Genomic DNA, 17003 nt, shown 5'->3' on the forward strand with positions numbered 1-17003 from the left:
TCCGCTCCCCGGAGCGGCGCCAACCGGCTTGCCAGGACGGATGTTTCACGTGAAACCCATCGACCCGCGCTTGATCCGTCACGCCCGCGCCACCCGTGGATTCCTCGTCGCCGTGGTGCTCCTAGGGCTGGCCGGCGCGGGTCTCGTCATCGGCCAGGCGATGTTCGTCGCCGAGATCGTGGTCGGCGCCTTCCAGCAGGGCCGCGACCTCGGTGACCTGGCCGTTCCGGTCGCGCTGCTCGCCGCCGTCTCTGCCGGGCGTGGGCTGGTCTCCTGGCTCACCGAACTCGCCGCGCACCGGGCGAGCGCCGCGGTCAAGTCCGAGCTGCGGACCCGGCTGGTGGAACGGGCGGCGCTGCTCGGTCCGGGCGCGCCCACGCGGCGCACCGGCGGCGACGGCTCTGCGGAACCGGCGCCGGTTCCGGTGCCGGTGCCGGAAGGCGGCGAAGCGCGGGGCGCGGACGGTGCCGAGCGGCGCACCGGTGAACTCGCCACCCTCGCCACCCGCGGTATCGACGCGCTGGACGACTACTTCGCCCGCTATCTGCCGCAGCTCGGCCTCGCCGTCGTCGTGCCCGTCGCCGTGCTGGCGCGGATCGTCACCGGCGATTGGATCTCCGCGCTGACCATCGTCGTCACGCTGCCGCTGATCCCGCTGTTCATGGTCCTCATCGGCTGGGCCACCCAGGCGCGGATGGACCGGCAGTGGCGGCTGCTGTCCCGGCTCTCCGGCCACTTCCTCGACGTTGTCGAGGGCCTGCCGACGCTGAAGGTCTTCGGCCGGGCCAAGGCCCAGGCCACCGCCATCCGCACGCTGACCGGCACCTATCGCCGCGCGACCCTGCGCACCCTGCGGATCGCGTTCCTCTCCTCCTTCGCGCTGGAACTCCTCGCCACCCTCTCCGTCGCGCTGGTCGCCGTCGGCATCGGCATGCGGCTGGTCCACGGCGAACTCGACCTGACCACCGGGCTGATGGTGCTGATCCTGGCGCCCGAGGCGTATCTGCCGCTGCGGCAGGTGGGCGCGCAGTACCACGCGGCGGCGGAGGGCCTGGCGGCCGCCGAGGAGATCTTCGCCGTCCTGGAGACGCCGCTGACGCCCGCCGGGACGGCTCCGCCGCCCGCCGGTACCGCGCTGACCGTCGACGGCCTCGTCGTCCGCCACCCGGGGCGCCGGACTCCGTCGCTCCCGGCGACGTCGTTCGAGGTGCGGGAGGGCGAGACCGTCGCCCTGACCGGCCCGTCCGGCGCCGGGAAGTCCACCCTGCTGAGCGTCGCCCTCGGCTTCACCACGCCGTCCGGCGGCCGGGTCCTCGTCGACGGCACCGACCTCGCCACCCTCGACCCCGACGCCTGGCGCGCCCGGATCGCCTGGGTGCCGCAGCAGCCGCACCTCTTCGCCGGGACGCTCGCCGAGAACGTCCGGCTGGCGCGCCCGGACGCCGACGATGCGGCGCTGCGCCGGGCGCTGAGGGACGCGGGCGCGCTCGACTTCATCGACGCGCTCCCGGACGGTGCCGCCACCCGCATCGGCGAGTCCGGCGCGGGTCTCTCCGCAGGTCAGCGACAGCGCATCGGACTGGCCCGGGCCTTCCTCGCCGACCGGCCGGTCCTGCTCCTGGACGAGCCGACCGCGAACCTGGACGGCGCGACGGAGGCGGCCGTCGTCGACGCGGTCCGCCGCCTGGCCGCCGGACGGACGGTGCTGCTCGTCGTCCACCGTCCGGCGCTGCTGGCGGTGGCGGACCGGGTGGTGCGGCTGCCGGATCCGGAAGCCGATGCGGCGGAGGCCGAGGGTGCGGCCCTGCGGCGGGAGCCCGGCGCGGCGGCGCGGGCGGCGGCCCCGGCGGACGCCTCCGGGGACGCGACGGCACCGGAGACTTCGGGCAGCCCGGACACGCACCCCTCCGGCGGCTCCGCGCTCGCCCGGCTGCGGCGGATGGCGCGGGCGCGCCGGGGACGGTTCGCGCTGGCGCTGCTGCTCGGCAGCCTCGCGCTGGCCAGCGCGATCGGCCTGATGGCGACGTCCGGCTGGCTGATCTCCCGGGCTTCGGAGCAGCCCCCGGTGCTCTACCTGATGGTGGCGGTCACCGCGACCCGCGCCTTCGGCATCGGCCGCGCCGTGTTCCGTTACGCGGAGCGGCTGGTGGCGCACGACGCGGTGTTCCGGATGCTCGCCGACGTACGGGTGGCGGTCTACCGGCGGCTGGAGCGGCTGGCGCCCGCCGGGCTGCGGGAGCGGCGCCGCGGCGATCTGCTCTCCCGGCTGGTCGCCGACGTCGACGCCGTGCAGGACCACTTCCTGCGCTGGCTGCTCCCGGCCGGGGCGGCCGTGGTGGTCGGCGTGGGCGCCGTCGGCTTCACCGCCTGGCTGCTGCCGGAAGCGGGCGCCGTGCTCGCCGTCGGACTGCTGCTCGCCGGGGCCGGGGTGCCGCTGCTGTCGGCCGCGCTGTCCCGGCGCGCCGAACGCCGCCTGGCCCCGGCCCGCGGCACCCTCGCCACCCGCGTCGTCGACCTGCTCACCGGCACCGCCGAGCTGACCGTCGCGGGCGCGCTCGCCTCCCGTACCGCGTCGGTGAAGGACGCGGACGGGGAGCTGACCCGGATCGCGTCCCGCTCCGCGCGGGCCGCCGGGGCGGGCGCCGGACTGTCGGCGCTGTTGAGCGGGCTGACCGTCACCGCCTCCGCGCTGCTGGGCGTGCAGGCGGTGCACGCCGGGCGGCTGGACGGCGTCGCCCTCGCCGTCGTGGTGCTGACACCGCTGGCCGCCTTCGAGGCGGTGTCCGGGCTGCCGCTCGCCGCGCAGTACCGGCTGCGGACCCGGCGCGCCGCCGAGCGGGTCTTCGAGGTGCTGGACGCGCCCGCACCGGTCCGCGAGCCGGAGGCGCCGAAGACAGCGCCCGACGCACCGTTCCCGCTGGTCGTACGGGGGCTGACGGCGCGCCACCCGGGGCAGGCGGTACCGGCGCTGGACGAGGTCGGTTTCACGTTGCACGCCGGGCGGCGGCTCGCGGTCGTCGGGCCGTCCGGCTCCGGCAAGACCACGCTGGCGCAGGTGCTGGTGCGGTTCCTGGACCGCGAGGCGGGCGCGTACACCCTGGCCGGGACGGACGCCGCGGAGCTGGACGGCGACGCGGTGCGGCGGCTCGTCGGGCTCTGCGCGCAGGACGCGCACGTCTTCGACAGCTCGCTGCGGGAGAACCTCCGGCTCGCCGCACCGGAGGTGACCGGCGACGACGACCTGTGGGAGGCGCTGGAACGGGCCCGGCTCGCCGCGTGGGTGCGGTCCCTGCCCGACGGGCTCGACACGATGGTCGGCGAGCACGGCGCCCGCCTCTCGGGCGGCCAGCGCCGCCGGCTGGCGCTGGCCCGCGCGCTGCTGGCCGACTTCCCCGTCCTCGTCCTGGATGAGCCCGCCGAGCATCTGGACCTGGCCACCGCCGACGCACTCACCGCCGATCTGCTGGCCGCGACGGAGGGCCGCACCACGGTCCTGATCACCCACCGGCTCACCGGCCTCGACGCGGTCGACGAGATCCTGGTGCTGGCCGACGGCCGCCCCGTCCAGCACGGCGGCTACGGGGAGCTGGCCGCGGCGGACGGCCCGTTCCGCCGGATGCTGGAGCGCGAACGGGCGGTGGACGCGGTGTACGGTGCCGGGTCCGTACCGGGCCCGGAGGGGCGCGAGGCGATGGCGGGGGCGGCGCGCGGGTAGGGGAACGTGCCCCTGCCCGCCCGGGGGCGCCCGCCCGGGACGTACCGTCCCCGGGCGCGGCCACGGGTCACCGGCACCGTCCAGCACCGCAAACGCCCACAAACCAGCCCGTATTAGGCTCTGGGTATGGCAGCCACCGAAGGGTCTTCCGTACCGCAGGACACCGGGCATCCCGGGGCGGACACCGACGCGTTGCAGGCCGCCACCGAGGCGACCCGCAGCCTCCAGGGGCTCTCCGCGGAGCTGACCGCGCGGGTGCCGCGGCTGATGGAGGCGATGCGCACCGTCGGCGCCGGACTCGACCTGCACGTCACCCTCGACCGCATCGTGCAGACCGCCGCCGAACTCGCCGACGCCCGGTACGCCGCGATCGGCATCATCGACGAGGCGCGCGAGGGCCTGTCGGACTTCGTGACGTACGGCGTGACCGCGGAGGACCGGCGGCGCATCGGCGCGCTGCCCGACGGCCACAAGGGCCTGCTCGGCGCGCTCATCCACGCCCCCCAGGCGGTGCGGCTGGCCGATCTCACCCGGGATCCCCGCGCGTGCGGATTCCCCCCGGGACACCCGCCGATGCGGACGTTCCTGGGGGTGCCGATCCGCGTCCAGCACGAGATCTTCGGCAACCTCTACCTGACGGAGAAGCGCGGCGGCGGCGAGTTCAGCGAGGAGGACCTGCACATGGTGCGGGTCCTCGCCACCGAGGCGGGCATCGCCATCGGCAACGCCCGCCTCTACGCCGCGACCCGGCAGCGGGAACACTGGATCGACGGTTCCGTCGCCGTCACCACCGAACTGCTCAAGGGCAGCGACGTCGACGATGCGCTCGCCGTCGTCGCCGAACAGGCCCGACGGCTGGCGGATTCGGCGGCCGGGATCGTGCTGCTGCCCGACGAGGACGGTGGCCTGGAGATCGTCGCGGTGTCGGCGGACGACCCGGTCGGCATCATGGGGACGCAGATCCCGCCGGACAGCCCCGTGGCGGAGCAACTGCTGGCCGGGGAACCGCTGTTCCTCGACGATTCGGCGACCGATCCGAGGATGGTCACCCCTCTGGCATCGCGGTTCGGGCCGAGCATGATGTTGCCCCTCAAGAGCGACGGCCGGGTCCTGGGCACCCTCGCCACCCCCAGGGCGCGCGGCGCCCGCCCCTTCACCGGGGCGGAGCGCACCCTGGCCACGCAGTTCGCCGCGCAGGCGGCGCTGGCGCTGGTCCTCGCCGACGCCCAGCGCGACCGGGCCCGGCTCGCCGTCTACGAGGACCGCGACCGCATCGCCCGCGACCTCCACGACCTGGTCATCCAGCGGCTGTTCGCCACCGGGATGCTGCTGGAGAGCGCCCAGCGGCGGGCCGTGGTGCCCGAGGTGAAGGAGAACATGGCCAAGGCCGTCGACGAGCTGGACGTGACGATCCAGGAGATCCGGACGGCGATCTTCGCGCTCCAGCAGGAGCCCGCCGAGGCGCCGTCCGGGCTGCGCACCCGGGTGCTGCGGGAGATCGGCACGGCCGCCGTCCCGCTGGGCTTCCGCCCGTCGGCGTCGTTCATCGGCCCCGTCGACGCGCGGGTCGGCGAGCTGACCGGCAAGAACCTCATCGCCGCGGTCCGCGAGGCGCTGTCGAACGCGTTCCGGCATGCCCGGGCGGCGCGGATCGAGGTCGTCGTCGACGCGACGGTGACGCTCCCCGACGGCACGGACGGCGTCCGGCTGACCGTCTCCGACGACGGCACCGGCATCCCCGCGGACGGCCGCCGCAGCGGCCTCCGCAACCTCGCCAAACGCGCCGAGGCGCTGGGCGGATCGAGCACGCACGGCCCTGGGATCGGGCCGGATGGCGGGGGGACGACGGTGGTGTGGGAGGCGCCTTTGTGAGGGCGGTGTGCCTTCGGCGACCGGCGCGCGGCTCGGGGGCGCGCGCCGGGCCGGGCGGGGGGCGTGCAACGGCTGGCGTGCGCCGGGCCCGCTGGCGTTGCGCCGGACCCGGCTGGCTCTAGGTGCCCAGCAGTCGTTCGATCACCGCCGCCACACCGTCCTCGTTGTTGGAGGCGGTGCGGCCGGTGGTGACGGCGAGGACGTCGGGGTGGGCGTTGGCCATGGCGTACGAGGTGCCCGCCCAGGCCAGCATCTCCATGTCGTTGGGCATGTCCCCGAAGGCGGTGACCTCCTCCGGGGCGATGCCGCGTTCCGCACAACACCGGGCGAGCGTCCCGGCCTTGCTGACCCCGAGGCCGCTGATCTCCAGCAGGGAGGTGGGGCTGGACCGGGTGATCGAGGCGAGCGTCCCGGCGGTCCGCCGCGCCAGCGCGAGGAACGCGTCCGGCTCCCACTCGTGGTGGTGCGCGAGCAGCTTGAGCACGGGCTGCCCCGGGCCCGCCGTGGGGATCTCACCCGCGACGACCCCGGGCGCCGAGGCCCCCGGAATGACGCTCACGGTACGGGGCGGACCGGCGTCCGACGCTCCCACGGGGACGGCGCCCTGAGCACCCACCGGGACGGCGTCCGGGGCCCCCAGGGGCGCGGCGATCACCTCGTCCCCCGCGCCCAGGGTGGTGGGTGCGGGCCCCGGAGGCGGGTCGAAGTCGTCGGCGAGCAGCTTCTCCGCCGGGGCGGTGACGGCCGCCGGATCGCGGTGGAACGGCGGGTAGTGAGGCTCGTAGTGGATGCCCCCGGTCCGCTCGACCGCGAACGACGTACCGGGCGCGGCGGACCGCAGCGCCTCCACGACCTCCCGCGCGGCCGCCAGCGGCAACGGGCTGACCTCGACGAACCGGCGCCCCCGGTGCAGGTCGACGACGGCCGCACCGTTCGCACAGATCGCCAGACCGTGCCCGTGGACATGAGCGCTGACCACATCCATCCACCGGGCCGGCCGCCCGGTGACGAAGAAGACGTCGACGCCGGCCCGTTCGGCGGCGGCGAGCGCGGCGACCGTCCGCTCCGAGACCGTCTTGTCGTCGTGCAGCAACGTCCCGTCGAGATCGGTCGCGATCAGCCGGGGCAGGGCGCCCGTCACAGAGGATCGGGAAGGCGTCGCAGAGGTCACCGGCCCATCTTCGCGCACGGGGCGGCGGGCGGAACCCCTGGGGCAGGGGGCTTTCCGAGGTGGGGGTGGGGGCTCCGGGGAAGCTGAGCCGGGCCCCGGTGACGGCCTCGCCGTCACCCCAGCTGCCCCACCGCCTCCGTGGCGATCGCCTCGAACACCCCCTGATCCGCCGCGAAATCCGTCCCCGGGATCGGCCAGTGCACGACGAGCTCGGTGAAGCCCAGCTCCCGGTGGCGGCCCGCGAAGTCGACGAAGGCGGCTACGGATTCCAGGGGGCGGGCGCGGTCCGGGGTGAAGCCGGTGAGGAGGATCTTGTCCAGTTCCGTGGCGTCGCGTCCGGCGTCGGCGCATGCCTTGCCGAGCTTGTCCATCTGGGCCCGGAGCGCGTCGACGGACTGCTCGGGGGTGCCCGTCGCGTACAGCTTCGGGTCCCCGGTGGTCACCCATGCCTGCCCGTGGCGCGCGGCGAGCTTGAGGCCGCGCGGGCCGGTCGCGGCGACGGCGAAGGGCAGGCGGGGGCGCTGCACACAGCCGGGGATGTTCTGCGCGCCGCCCGCCGCGTAGAAGGTGCCGTCGCAGGTGACGGTGTCCTCGGTGAGCAGCCGGTCGAGGAGGGGCACGAACTCGGCGAAGCGGTCGGCCCGCTCGCGCGGCGTCCACGGTTCCCGGCCGCTGGGGGCGAGGGCGCCGGCGTCGAAGCCGGTGCCGCCCGCGCCGATGCCGAGCGTGATCCGGCCGCCGGAGATGTCGTCGAGCGAGATCAGTTCCTTGGCCAGGGTGACGGGGTGGCGGAAGTTCGGCGAGGTGACGAGCGTCCCCAGCCGCATCCGCTCCGTGACCCCCGCGGCGGCGGTCAGCGTCGGCACGGCGCCGAACCACGGCCCGTCGCGGAACGGTACGCGCCAGGACAGGTGGTCGTACGTGTACGCCGTGTGGAAGCCCAGCTCCTCCGCCCGCTGCCAGGTGGCGCGACCCCCTTCGTGCCACCTGCGGTACGGGAGGATCACGGTGCTCAGACGCAGACTCATGCCTCTCAGCGTACGGGGGCGCCCCACGGACGGGCCGGGACGTCCGGTCGGCTCGTATACGGGTGGCGAGGGCCCGCCGCCCCAGGGGCGCGCGGGGCCTGCCGGGGCGCGTGCGGCCTGCACCGGCGTCCATGCCCGTTCCGCCGCCCCCGCTGACCTGGACTTATGCCGCGTACGGCGGGGAAGAGGGAGAATCGGAAGCGAGCGGCGCAGTGAGCAGGGCCCGGCGCGCAGGAAGGTGTGTACGCCGGGGTCGGCCGGTGCGCGAAGGCGCGGCGCGTGGAGGAAGTCATGGCACGGACCCGATTCGCCCCCGATCGCGGGCTGACCTCGCGGATGGTCACCACGATGTTCTTCATCGGGCTGCTGTACGTGGTGGTCGTCGGTGTGCTGGTGGTGCTGCTCAAGGGCGCCTGGGTGATCGTGCTGCTCCTGGCGGGCGGGATGTTCGTCGCGCAGTTCTGGTTCAGCGACCGGATCGCCGCGTTCAGCATGGGCGCGCGGGAGGTCACCCCGGAGCAGGCGCCCGAGCTGCACGGTGCCGTCGACCGGCTGTGCGCGCTGGCGGACATGCCGAAGCCGCGGGTCGCCATCGCCGAGACGGACGTCCCGAACGCCTTCGCCACCGGGCGCAACCAGAAGAACTCCATGGTGTGCGCCACGACGGGCCTGCTGCGGCGGCTGGAGCCGGAGGAGCTGGAGGGCGTGCTCGCCCATGAGCTGTCGCATGTCGCGCACCGCGATGTCGCGGTGATGACCATCGCGTCGTTCCTGGGGGTGCTCGCCGGAATCATCACCCGCGCCGCCCTGTGGAGCGGCGTCGGCCGCAGCAACCGCGATCAGAACGCCGCGGTCGCCGTCCTCGTCGTCACGGCGGTCAGCGCAGTCGTCTACGCGATCAGCTTCCTGCTGACCCGGCTGCTGTCCCGGTACCGCGAGCTGTCCGCCGACCGTGCCGCGGCGATCCTCACCGGCCGCCCGTCGGCGCTGGCCTCCGCGCTGACGAAGGTCACCGGGCAGATCGCCCGGATCCCCACCGACGATCTGCGCAAGTCGCAGCCGTTCAACGCCTTCTTCTTCGCCCCGGCGTTCAACAAGGAGACCTTCAACCAGCTGCTGTCCTCGCACCCGACGCTGGAGCAGCGGCTGGAGCAGCTGGGGCGGATCTCGGCGCAGCTGGGGCGCCCGTGACGGCGCGTGCGCCCCGGGGCGCACGTCCTCACGGGGCTCCGGAAGGCGCGCCGTTCGTCGTGTCCGGCGGGTGTGCTCCGGGCGGGGCGCGGGGCGAGCGGGGAGAATGACGCCATGGGATTTCTGGACGCGCTTCTCGGCCGCAGCAAGCCGGTACGCCCCGACCTCGATCAGCTCTTCGCGCTGCCGTCCGCGGCGGTGACGCTGGAGGCGGCGGCGGACTTCAGGCCGACCGGCCGCGGGTCGGTCTGTTTCGCCAGCGTCGAGGGCGGGGAGTTCGCCCGCATCCAGGCGGAGGTCCGCGCCCTCCTGGGAGCGCCGGTCGACTTCAGCCGGGACGCGTACGGCTACACCTGGATGCAGGCCCGGCACGACCCGCAGGACGTCGCGGGGCTGGTCAACGACCTGCACGCGGTGAACTCCGCCTTGGAGGGCGCCGGGTTCGGCCCGCAGCTGCTCTGTTCGCTGATGGGGTTCGAGGACGAGCAGGGGCGGCGGCTGGCGCTCGTCTACCTCTACAAGCGCGGCACGTTCTACCCCTTCGCACCCGCCGCGGACGGCGCCGAGAAGCGCGACAACCCGCTGGAACTGCAGGTCAAGGCGATGCTCGGCGACGATCTGCGGATCGAGAGCGATCTCGCCCGGTGGTTCCCGGTGTGGGGAGCGCCCGGGCTCTGAGCCGCGCGGCCGACGGCCCCGCCCGGGGCGCGTCCCGGTGGCGCGCTATTCCGTGGGCGTGAGGTCGTCGCCGTTCCTGGTGCCGTTCCTGGTGCCGGTGCCGTTCCGGAGGCGGCTGCGGGCGCGGTTGCCCGCCTCGCGGGCCTTGACGGAGTCGATCTGCTCCGCGGCCCACCGGGCCCACTCCTCCTGCGCCGCCGTCATGCGCAGGCCGTACTCCAGGGCGAGCCGTCCGTAGACGGAGATCATGTCGTCGTCCCACTCCGCCTCTTCGTCGATCCGGCGGTACGTGGCATGGAGCCGGGCGGTCTCCTGCGCGCGCCCGAGGAGGAACGTACGGGCCTCCAGCGGGGTGAGGACGCCGAGGAAGAAGACCCGCAGCAGGCTGTCGTCGCGGTGCGGGCCGCTGGGCGGGACCTCGGCGAGCCAGTGCCGCAGCTCGGCCAGGCCCTCGTCGGTGATCGCGTACTCCTTGCGGCCGCGGGGGCCGTGCGCGGACACCTCGGCCAGGCCCGCGGAGGTCAGCTTGCCCAGCTCGCCGTAGACCTGGCTCTGCGTGGCCGGCCAGACGTTGGCCAGCGAGGCGTTGAACAGCTTCATCAGGTCGTAGCCGCTGGCCGGGGACTCGGACAGCAGGCCCAGCACGGCATGTCTCAGGCTCATGCCCGCACACTACCTCCCACATTCCACTCTTGACACGTCAGAGATTGACCTTCTACATTCGACATGTCGAAACAGAAATGTGTGCGGGTGTGGCCCGCCGACGGGGGGGAGAAGTCATGCAGTACCTACGGGGATTCATTCCCTGGCTGGCCTTCGGAGTCGTCTCCGCGGTCGGGTGGCAGTGGGGCGCGCTGGCCGGACTGGCACTCGCGGCGGCGTTCCTCCTCACCGACCGCACCACGGGCTGGGCGCCCTCCGAGCGCCTCCTCGACTACGGCACGGTCCTCTTCTTCACGGCCCTCACCGCCTTCGCCTTCCTCCGGCCGGACAGCGGCCTCAAGGTCTACGCCGGGTCCTTGTCCATGGGCTGGCTGGCGCTCGTCGCCTGGGGATCGATCGCCGCGCGCTCCCCCTTCACCCTCGCCATAGCCCGCCGCCGGGTGACGCCCGAGGTCGCCGCGAGCCCGCTCTTCCTGAGGATCAACACCGTCCTCACCGCGGCCTGGGCGCTCTCCTTCACCCTCACCGCCCTCGCCCAGGCGGCACTGTCCTTCCGCAGCGGGCTCCCCGGCCTCTCCGCCGTGGTGCAGATCGCCGGGTTCGTCCTCCCGGCCCGCTTCACCGCCGCCTACCCGGAGCGGGCCCGCGCCCGCTACCTCCGCGACACCGTCCCGCAGCACCCGGCACAGACCCAGGGAGCTTGACGCCATGACCACCGCACCCGCACCGCACCTGGCCGGCAACTTCGCCCCGGTGCTCGACGAACTCACCGCACACGACCTGCCGGTCACCGGCGCCATCCCGCCCGAGCTGACCGGCTGGTATCTGCGCAACGGCCCCAACCCGCACGCCGCCGCCTCGGCACACTGGTTCCTCGGCGACGGCATGGTCCACGGCGTACGCCTGGAGGGCGGCCGCGCCACCGCCTACCGCAACCGCTGGGTGCGCACCAAGACCTTCACCGACGGCGCCCCGCTCTACGACGGCCGGGGAGGCTTCGACCGCACCGCCGGTCTCGCCAACACCCACGTCGTCCGGCACGCCGGACGCACCCTGGCCCTCGTCGAGTCGTCCTTCCCCTACGTCCTGGACCACCGCCCGGGCCATGAGCTGGAGACACTCGGCCCGTACGACTTCGGCGGCCGCCTCACCACCGCGATGACCGCCCACCCGAAGACCTGCCCCACCACCGGCGAGCTGCACTTCTTCGGCTACGGCGGGCTCCGGCCCCCGTATCTCACCTACCATCGCGCCGACGCCGCCGGGGAGTTGGTGCTCAGTCGCCCGATCGACGTACCGGGCCACACGATGATGCACGACTTCCACCTCACCGACGCCCACGTCGTCTTCATGGATCTCCCCGTCGTCTTCGACCACACCACCCCTGGTATGCCCTACCGCTGGGACCCGGAGTACGGCGCCCGCCTCTGCGTCCTGCGGCGCGACGACCCGTTCGGCCCGGTCCGCCGACTGCCCATCGACCCCTGCTACGTCTTCCACGCGCTCAACGCCCACGACGACGGCGACGACCGCATCGTCCTGTACGTCTCCCGGTACGCGTCCTACGGCGGCCCGGCCCCGGCGCACCTGTGGCGGTGGACCCTCGACCTGTCCTCCGGCACCGTCCGTGAGGAGCAACTCGACGACCGGGACTGCGAGTTCCCCCGGATCGACGACCGCCTCGCAGGGCGCCCCACCCGCTTCGGCCACGCCACCGCCGCCGAGGGCCCCGGCTCCGGTCCGGTGCCCGGCGCGCTGCTCCGCTACGACCTGGAGACCGGAGCATCCGAGCGGTACGACTTCGGGCCCGGCCGCACCCCCGGAGAGGCGGCCTTCGCACCCGCCGACGACACCCCCGGCGGCCCCGGCTGGCTGCTCACCTACGTCCATGACGCGGCGACGGACACCAGTGACCTCGTGATCCTCGACGCGGAGGAGATAGCCGCCGGCCCCGTCGCCACCGTCCGCCTTCCCCGGCGCGTCCCCTACGGATTCCACGGCAACTGGCTGCCGGACCCGGCCTGTTGACCGTGCCGACGCCACGGCGCTTCCGGCTTGCTCTTTGACAACAGCACAGTGCGGCGAGGCTGGGGCCTCGGTACCGGCGTCGGCCCGGGCCCACGGCCTCAGCCGCCGATGGTGCCGCGGGTCTCGCCGGAGCTGCCGGTACCGTCGGGCCCGGGTGCCGCTGCAGCCCCGCCCGGTCCCGCATCGTGGGGGTGGGGCGGCACCGACGTGACCAGGGAGTCCAGGGCGCGGGCCTGCACCTCCCGCCGCGCGGCCGCCGCGATGAACGCGGCCGTGTTCTCCGGGCCGACGAGCTCCCGCACGGCCGCCACCGCGTCGGTGGGCAGCATGACCGACACCCGGCCCGCCTCGGCACGGGGGGCCGAGGCGGGGCCGGGCACGGCGAGCAGCGCGGAACCGTCCTCGCGCCGGGGGCGCAGGGGCATACCGCCGTACCGGCGCGGTGCGGCGGCGAAGGGCTCGTGGGCCTCCGCCCCGACGCCGGGCCAGTGGGCGTCGGTGGTGCCGGTCCCGTGCGCACCGGGGGTGTCGCCCGGTGGGAGGGCACCGGCGAGGTGCCGGCGCAGATGGCGGGTGGCGAGTGTGCGCAGCGCGCGGGCGAGTTCGGCGTCGATGGTCTGCCGGGCCAGCGGACGCAGCCGCCGAATCAACGCCGCCGCCTCGGCTGCCGCCGCTTCCGTCGGCGGGTGGTCGAGGAACGGCTGGAAGACGTGCTCGGTGGTGAAGTCCAGGAAGCGGGAGGCGATGTGCTCGACCTGCGCGCGCACCTCCCGCAGATGGGTGGCGACGGCGGTGAGCGGGACGCCCGCGGAGTGCAGTTCGGCGGCGACGGCCAACTGCCGCGGGCTGGGCACCGCGTACACGTCGGTGCGGCCCGGTACGGGCTCCAGGACGCCCAGTTCGACGGCCTCGGCGAGTGCCGCTTCGTCGAGCCCCGGCCCGTCAGATGTGCCGCCGAACGCGTCGTGCAGCTGCTCGACGCTGATACGGGACGCCTGCTCCTCGCTCCAGGGCCCGTCGACCTCGGCGGCCAGCCCGAGAACCCCGCCGAGGTCCCGTCCGGCATCCCAGGCTTCCAGGAGTTCCTTGATGCTGGCGAGGGTGTAGCCGCGTTCCAGCAGGTCGGTGATCTGCCGCAGTCGCGCGAGGTGGGCGTCGCCGTAGACGTTGGCGCGGCCCCGGCGCTCCGGGCGGGGCAACAGACCGCGGTCCTGGTAGGCGCGGATGGTCCGGACGGTGGCACCGCTGAGGCGGGCCAGGTCCTCGATGCGGTACTCCGGCTGCGGCTGGTCGGTCAAGGCGGTGCTCCTCACAGGTCGGCCGCGCCGCCCACCGCACCCGCCGCGGCGCGTACGACCGTGGCGGCGCCGGCGGGGCGACGGCCGTGCAACGCCCCGCCCTGCGAGGGATGGTACGGGCGGCCCGCCCGGCCCCGCATCGCACCGGCGGCCGGGCCAGGCTGACGAGCCCGGGTCTCGCCATGGGCCCGGCCTGCGGGGACGCGGCAGGTGCCGACCTGGCATGCGCGGCGACGCGGTCCTGCCTGACCCGTGCCGGGACGCGCTCCCGCCTGCCGCGCCACTGCCCGGCCCGCGCCAGGATGAGCCGCCGTCCGGCGCGCCGCCGCCCAACGGCCACCCGGCCCGGGCCACCCCACACGCCCGCCCCCGGCCCAGCGCCGTCCCGCTCGCCCGGCCCCCACCGCGAGACATCCCCGGCGCCACCAGCTACATCGTGCCCAGGCCCGTCTCACAGCGGAGGCTCGATACGGGCGATGGCCCGTAGTGCCCGCGGTGCCACCCTGGAGAGGAATCGTGCGCCGCGTGCCTCGGGGGTGACGGGGACCACCGCCTGGTTGCGGGCCACGGCGCGCAGGACGGCGTCCGCGACCTTCTCCGGCGGGTAGTTGCGCAGCCCGTAGGCGCGGGTGGCCTTGGTCTGGCGGGCCTTCTCCTCGTCGGCCGACACCCCGGTGAACCGCGAGGTGGCGGTGATGTTGGTGTTGACCAGCCCCGGGCAGATCGCCGAAACCCCGATGCCCTGCCCGGCCAGCTCGGCACGCAAGCACTCGCTGAGCATCAGCACCGCCGCCTTGGACGTGCTGTACGCGGGCAGGACCCGGGACGGCTGGAACGCCGCGGCGGACGCGGTGTTGACGATGTGCCCGCCCTGGCCGCGCTCCGCCATCCGCTTCCCGAACGTCCGGCAGCCGTGGATGACGCCCCAGAGATTGACGTCCAGGACCTTTTGCCAGTCCTCCACCGACGTCTCCATGAAGGAGCCCGACAGCCCGATGCCCGCATTGTTCACCAGCACATCGACTGTGCCGTAGGCGGCCTCGACGTGGTCCGCGAGCTTCTCCATCGCCGCCGCGTCCGCGACGTCGACCACCTCGCCGTACGCCTGCGGAGCGCCGATCAGCCGGGCCATGTCCGCGGTCCGCGCGGCGCCCTCCGCGTCCCGGTCCACCGCGATGATCCGCGCCCCGGCCTCCGCGAACGCGAACGCCGTCGCCCGGCCGATCCCGCTCGCCGCACCGGTCACCAGGACCAGCTGCCCGCCGAACCGGTCCGCGTACGCCCCGGACGCCGCGACCTCCTTCGCCGGGTCGCCCTCCTCCTGAGCGGCGACGAACTCCGTGATCCAGGCGGCCAGTTGATCGGGGCGGGTGCGCGGTACCCAGTGCTTGGCCGGGAGCGTACGTCGGGTGAGCCGGGGCGCCCACCGGTCCAGGTCGTCGTAGAGCCGCTCGGACAGGAACACGTCAGCGGTCGGCGTGATGAGCTGCACCGGGCAGTGCGCGAAGGCGTCGTCGCGGGGGTGGCTCAGCCGGGAGCGGATGTTGTCGCGGTACAGCCAGGCGCCGTGGGCCGCGTCACGGGGCAGCGATGGCGTCGGGTAGGCGCCGCCCGGCACCTTCTCGAACCGTTCCATGAGCGTCGGCCAGCGCTTGCCGAGCGGACCCTTCCAAGCCATCTCCGGCAGGGCCGGGGTGTGCAACAGGTAGACGTACCAGGACTTCAAGGACTGGGACAGGAGCTGCGCTGCGCGGCGTGGGGTGGGGCGCGACAGCCGCCGCTTGATCCAGTGGCCGAAGTGGTCGAGGGACGGCCCGGACATCGAGGTGAACGACGCGATCCGGCCCTCGGTCCGCCGGACCGTCGCGAACTCCCAGGACTGCACCGAGCCCCAGTCGTGCCCCACCAGATGCACCGGCCGGTCCGGGCTGACGGCGTCTGCGACGGCGAGGAAGTCATCGGTCAGCTTCTCCAGCGTGAACCCGCCGCGCAGCGGCTGCGGCGCGGTCGAGTGCCCACAGCCCCGCACGTCGTAGAACACCACATGGAAGCGGTCGGCGAGCCGTTGCGCGACATCGGACCAGACCTCCTTGCTGTCCGGATAGCCGTGCACCAACAGCACCGTGGGCCGCTCCGGATCACCCAGCTCGGCGACGCACAGCTCGATCCCGCCGGTCCGCACCCACCGCTCCCGGGCCCCCGGAATCCCGGCCCCAGCCGTACCACCGCCCCCGGAGCCCGCCGCACCGGGAGCGCCATCCGCCCCGTACCCTTCCACCGCGTCCGCCATGTCCTTGCCCTCGCCCTCTCCTTCGACTTCGTTCCCGACCGGATCCGGAAGCTGCGTCACGCGCCCTTCTCCTCCCGCCACCGCCGCACATGCGGCAGATCGTCATCCAGCCAGAAGGCGCTCTCCTGCGGGTCCTTGGAGTCCGTCACGACGAGGAGTTCCTCGAACTTCGTGCCCGTGCCCCGGAAGCCGAGGTGGGGTTCGACGGCCCACAGGCCCGGCTGTGGCGGATGGTCGGAGAAGGAGTACGGGCTCCACAGCGGGGACCAGCCCTCCCGGTGCCCGTGCAGCGCGTCCGACGCCAGCCCCTTCAGGGACTGCGTCCCGAAGCCGAACACCGTCGGCGCCCACCGCCGTTCCCGGACCTGGTCGACCTTGTGAGCGATGACGCCGAACGGATAGGCCCGGTGCCGGTTCGTATGCCCCTGGCGCACCATCAGGCGCTCGACGTCCTCGTAGATCTCCCGCAGCGGACGGCGCTCGCGCACCTCTCGGAGGATCAGCTCGCGGTGCGCCTCCAGGTCGGCCATCAGCCGGTCGTGCACCGGGTTGAGGCCCAGGCAGCCGGAGTACCCGATGTCGGCGGTGAAGCCGCGGTGCACCGGAGCCACGTCGAGGATGAACGGCATCCCGGGCTCCAGCCTCCGCCCCGTCGGGAAGAACTGCAGCGGGACGCGGAACCCGGCGAACGCCGTCCGGTCCCCGAACCATGCGAACGGCAGGTGGAACCAGTCCCGCACCCCCCGCTCGCGCAGCCACACCCGCTGCATCCGCGCCGCCTCACGCTCGGTGACGCCCGGTTTGAGCTGCGCGGCGACGGCCTCGGCGCACGCGTAGGCGAGGCGCTGGACCTCGCGGAAGCCGCGCAGCCGCGCGCCGAGGGCCCCGGCCGCCGCCGGATTCTGTGAGGTCACTGCAGGCATCGTCAACCGTCCGTCCGTAGCAGAGCATCGCGGTACGTGCGCGTAACTTGACACTGATGAATGTGACAATGGCTGACGTCTACGTCAAGAGGCGTGCGGGTAACCCTCACGGAACCCACCACGGGCCCGCCGCCGCCCCCCGCACC

12 protein-coding genes are annotated in these 17003 nt (G+C 74.1%); 6 read left to right on the forward strand and 6 right to left on the reverse strand.

Annotation, left to right across the window (positions count from 1 at the left end):
* The first annotated feature begins 40 nt into the window (after positions 1–40).
* On the forward strand, positions 41–3715 hold the full coding sequence (cydD, locus tag OG422_RS15675) for a thiol reductant ABC exporter subunit CydD (protein WP_405743398.1): 3675 nt from the start codon (positions 41–43) through the stop codon (positions 3713–3715).
* A gap of 126 nt (positions 3716–3841) precedes the next feature.
* A complete protein-coding gene (locus tag OG422_RS15680; protein ID WP_405743399.1) occupies positions 3842–5587 on the forward strand; it encodes a GAF domain-containing sensor histidine kinase in 1746 nt (581 codons plus the stop codon).
* Between the two features lie 118 nt (positions 5588–5705).
* Here OG422_RS15680 and OG422_RS15685 read toward each other — a convergent pair whose 3' ends face one another.
* Together OG422_RS15685 and OG422_RS15690 are read right to left on the reverse strand one after the other, a co-directional pair.
* The gene (locus OG422_RS15685) at positions 5706–6758 is read right to left on the reverse strand and encodes an HAD family hydrolase (RefSeq protein ID WP_143943762.1); all 1053 of its coding nucleotides are present in this window, start codon (positions 6756–6758) and stop codon (positions 5706–5708) included.
* A gap of 113 nt (positions 6759–6871) precedes the next feature.
* On the reverse strand, positions 6872–7786 hold the full coding sequence (locus OG422_RS15690; RefSeq protein ID WP_405743400.1) for an LLM class flavin-dependent oxidoreductase: 915 nt from the start codon (positions 7784–7786) through the stop codon (positions 6872–6874).
* A gap of 291 nt (positions 7787–8077) precedes the next feature.
* On the opposite strand from OG422_RS15690, the gene htpX reads away from it, so the two are divergent.
* Together htpX and OG422_RS15700 are read left to right on the forward strand one after the other, a co-directional pair.
* The gene (htpX, locus tag OG422_RS15695; protein ID WP_143943775.1) at positions 8078–8977 is read left to right on the forward strand and encodes a zinc metalloprotease HtpX; all 900 of its coding nucleotides are present in this window, start codon (positions 8078–8080) and stop codon (positions 8975–8977) included.
* Between the two features lie 114 nt (positions 8978–9091).
* Positions 9092–9655 (forward strand): PspA-associated protein PspAB, encoded by a 564-nt coding sequence (locus tag OG422_RS15700; protein WP_143943774.1) that lies wholly within the window; start codon positions 9092–9094, stop codon positions 9653–9655.
* A gap of 45 nt (positions 9656–9700) precedes the next feature.
* Here the strand turns inward: OG422_RS15700 and OG422_RS15705 are convergent, their stop codons facing one another.
* On the reverse strand, positions 9701–10318 hold the full coding sequence (locus OG422_RS15705) for a PadR family transcriptional regulator (protein WP_143943773.1): 618 nt from the start codon (positions 10316–10318) through the stop codon (positions 9701–9703).
* 116 nt (positions 10319–10434) lie between these two features.
* Here OG422_RS15705 and OG422_RS15710 point away from each other — a divergent pair, with 116 nt between their 5' ends.
* Both OG422_RS15710 and OG422_RS15715 read left to right on the forward strand, forming a co-directional pair.
* Entirely contained in the window at positions 10435–11022 is a 588-nt protein-coding gene (locus OG422_RS15710; RefSeq protein ID WP_405743401.1) for a hypothetical protein, read from the forward strand.
* Between the two features lie 4 nt (positions 11023–11026).
* Positions 11027–12346 carry a carotenoid oxygenase family protein gene (locus OG422_RS15715; protein ID WP_143943771.1) on the forward strand — a complete coding sequence of 440 codons (1320 nt, stop codon included), beginning with the start codon at positions 11027–11029 and terminating at the stop codon, positions 12344–12346.
* Between the two features lie 98 nt (positions 12347–12444).
* On the opposite strand, the gene OG422_RS15720 is transcribed toward OG422_RS15715, so the two are convergent.
* The 3 genes from OG422_RS15720 to OG422_RS15730 all read right to left on the reverse strand — a co-directional run bounded on the left by OG422_RS15720 (position 12445) and on the right by OG422_RS15730 (position 16857).
* Positions 12445–13644, reverse strand: a complete 1200-nt coding sequence (locus OG422_RS15720; protein ID WP_405743402.1) for a MerR family transcriptional regulator — start codon at positions 13642–13644, stop codon at positions 12445–12447.
* Between the two features lie 451 nt (positions 13645–14095).
* On the reverse strand, positions 14096–15934 hold the full coding sequence (locus OG422_RS15725; RefSeq protein ID WP_405747813.1) for an SDR family oxidoreductase: 1839 nt from the start codon (positions 15932–15934) through the stop codon (positions 14096–14098).
* A gap of 56 nt (positions 15935–15990) precedes the next feature.
* Complete coding sequence (locus OG422_RS15730) at positions 15991–16857, reverse strand: M24 family metallopeptidase (RefSeq protein WP_405743403.1); 867 nt, start codon at positions 16855–16857, stop codon at positions 15991–15993.
* Between the last annotated feature and the right edge of the window lie 146 nt (positions 16858–17003).

Source organism: Streptomyces sp. NBC_01525 (genome assembly GCF_045040405.1).
Classification (GTDB): domain Bacteria; phylum Actinomycetota; class Actinomycetes; order Streptomycetales; family Streptomycetaceae; genus Streptomyces; species Streptomyces benahoarensis.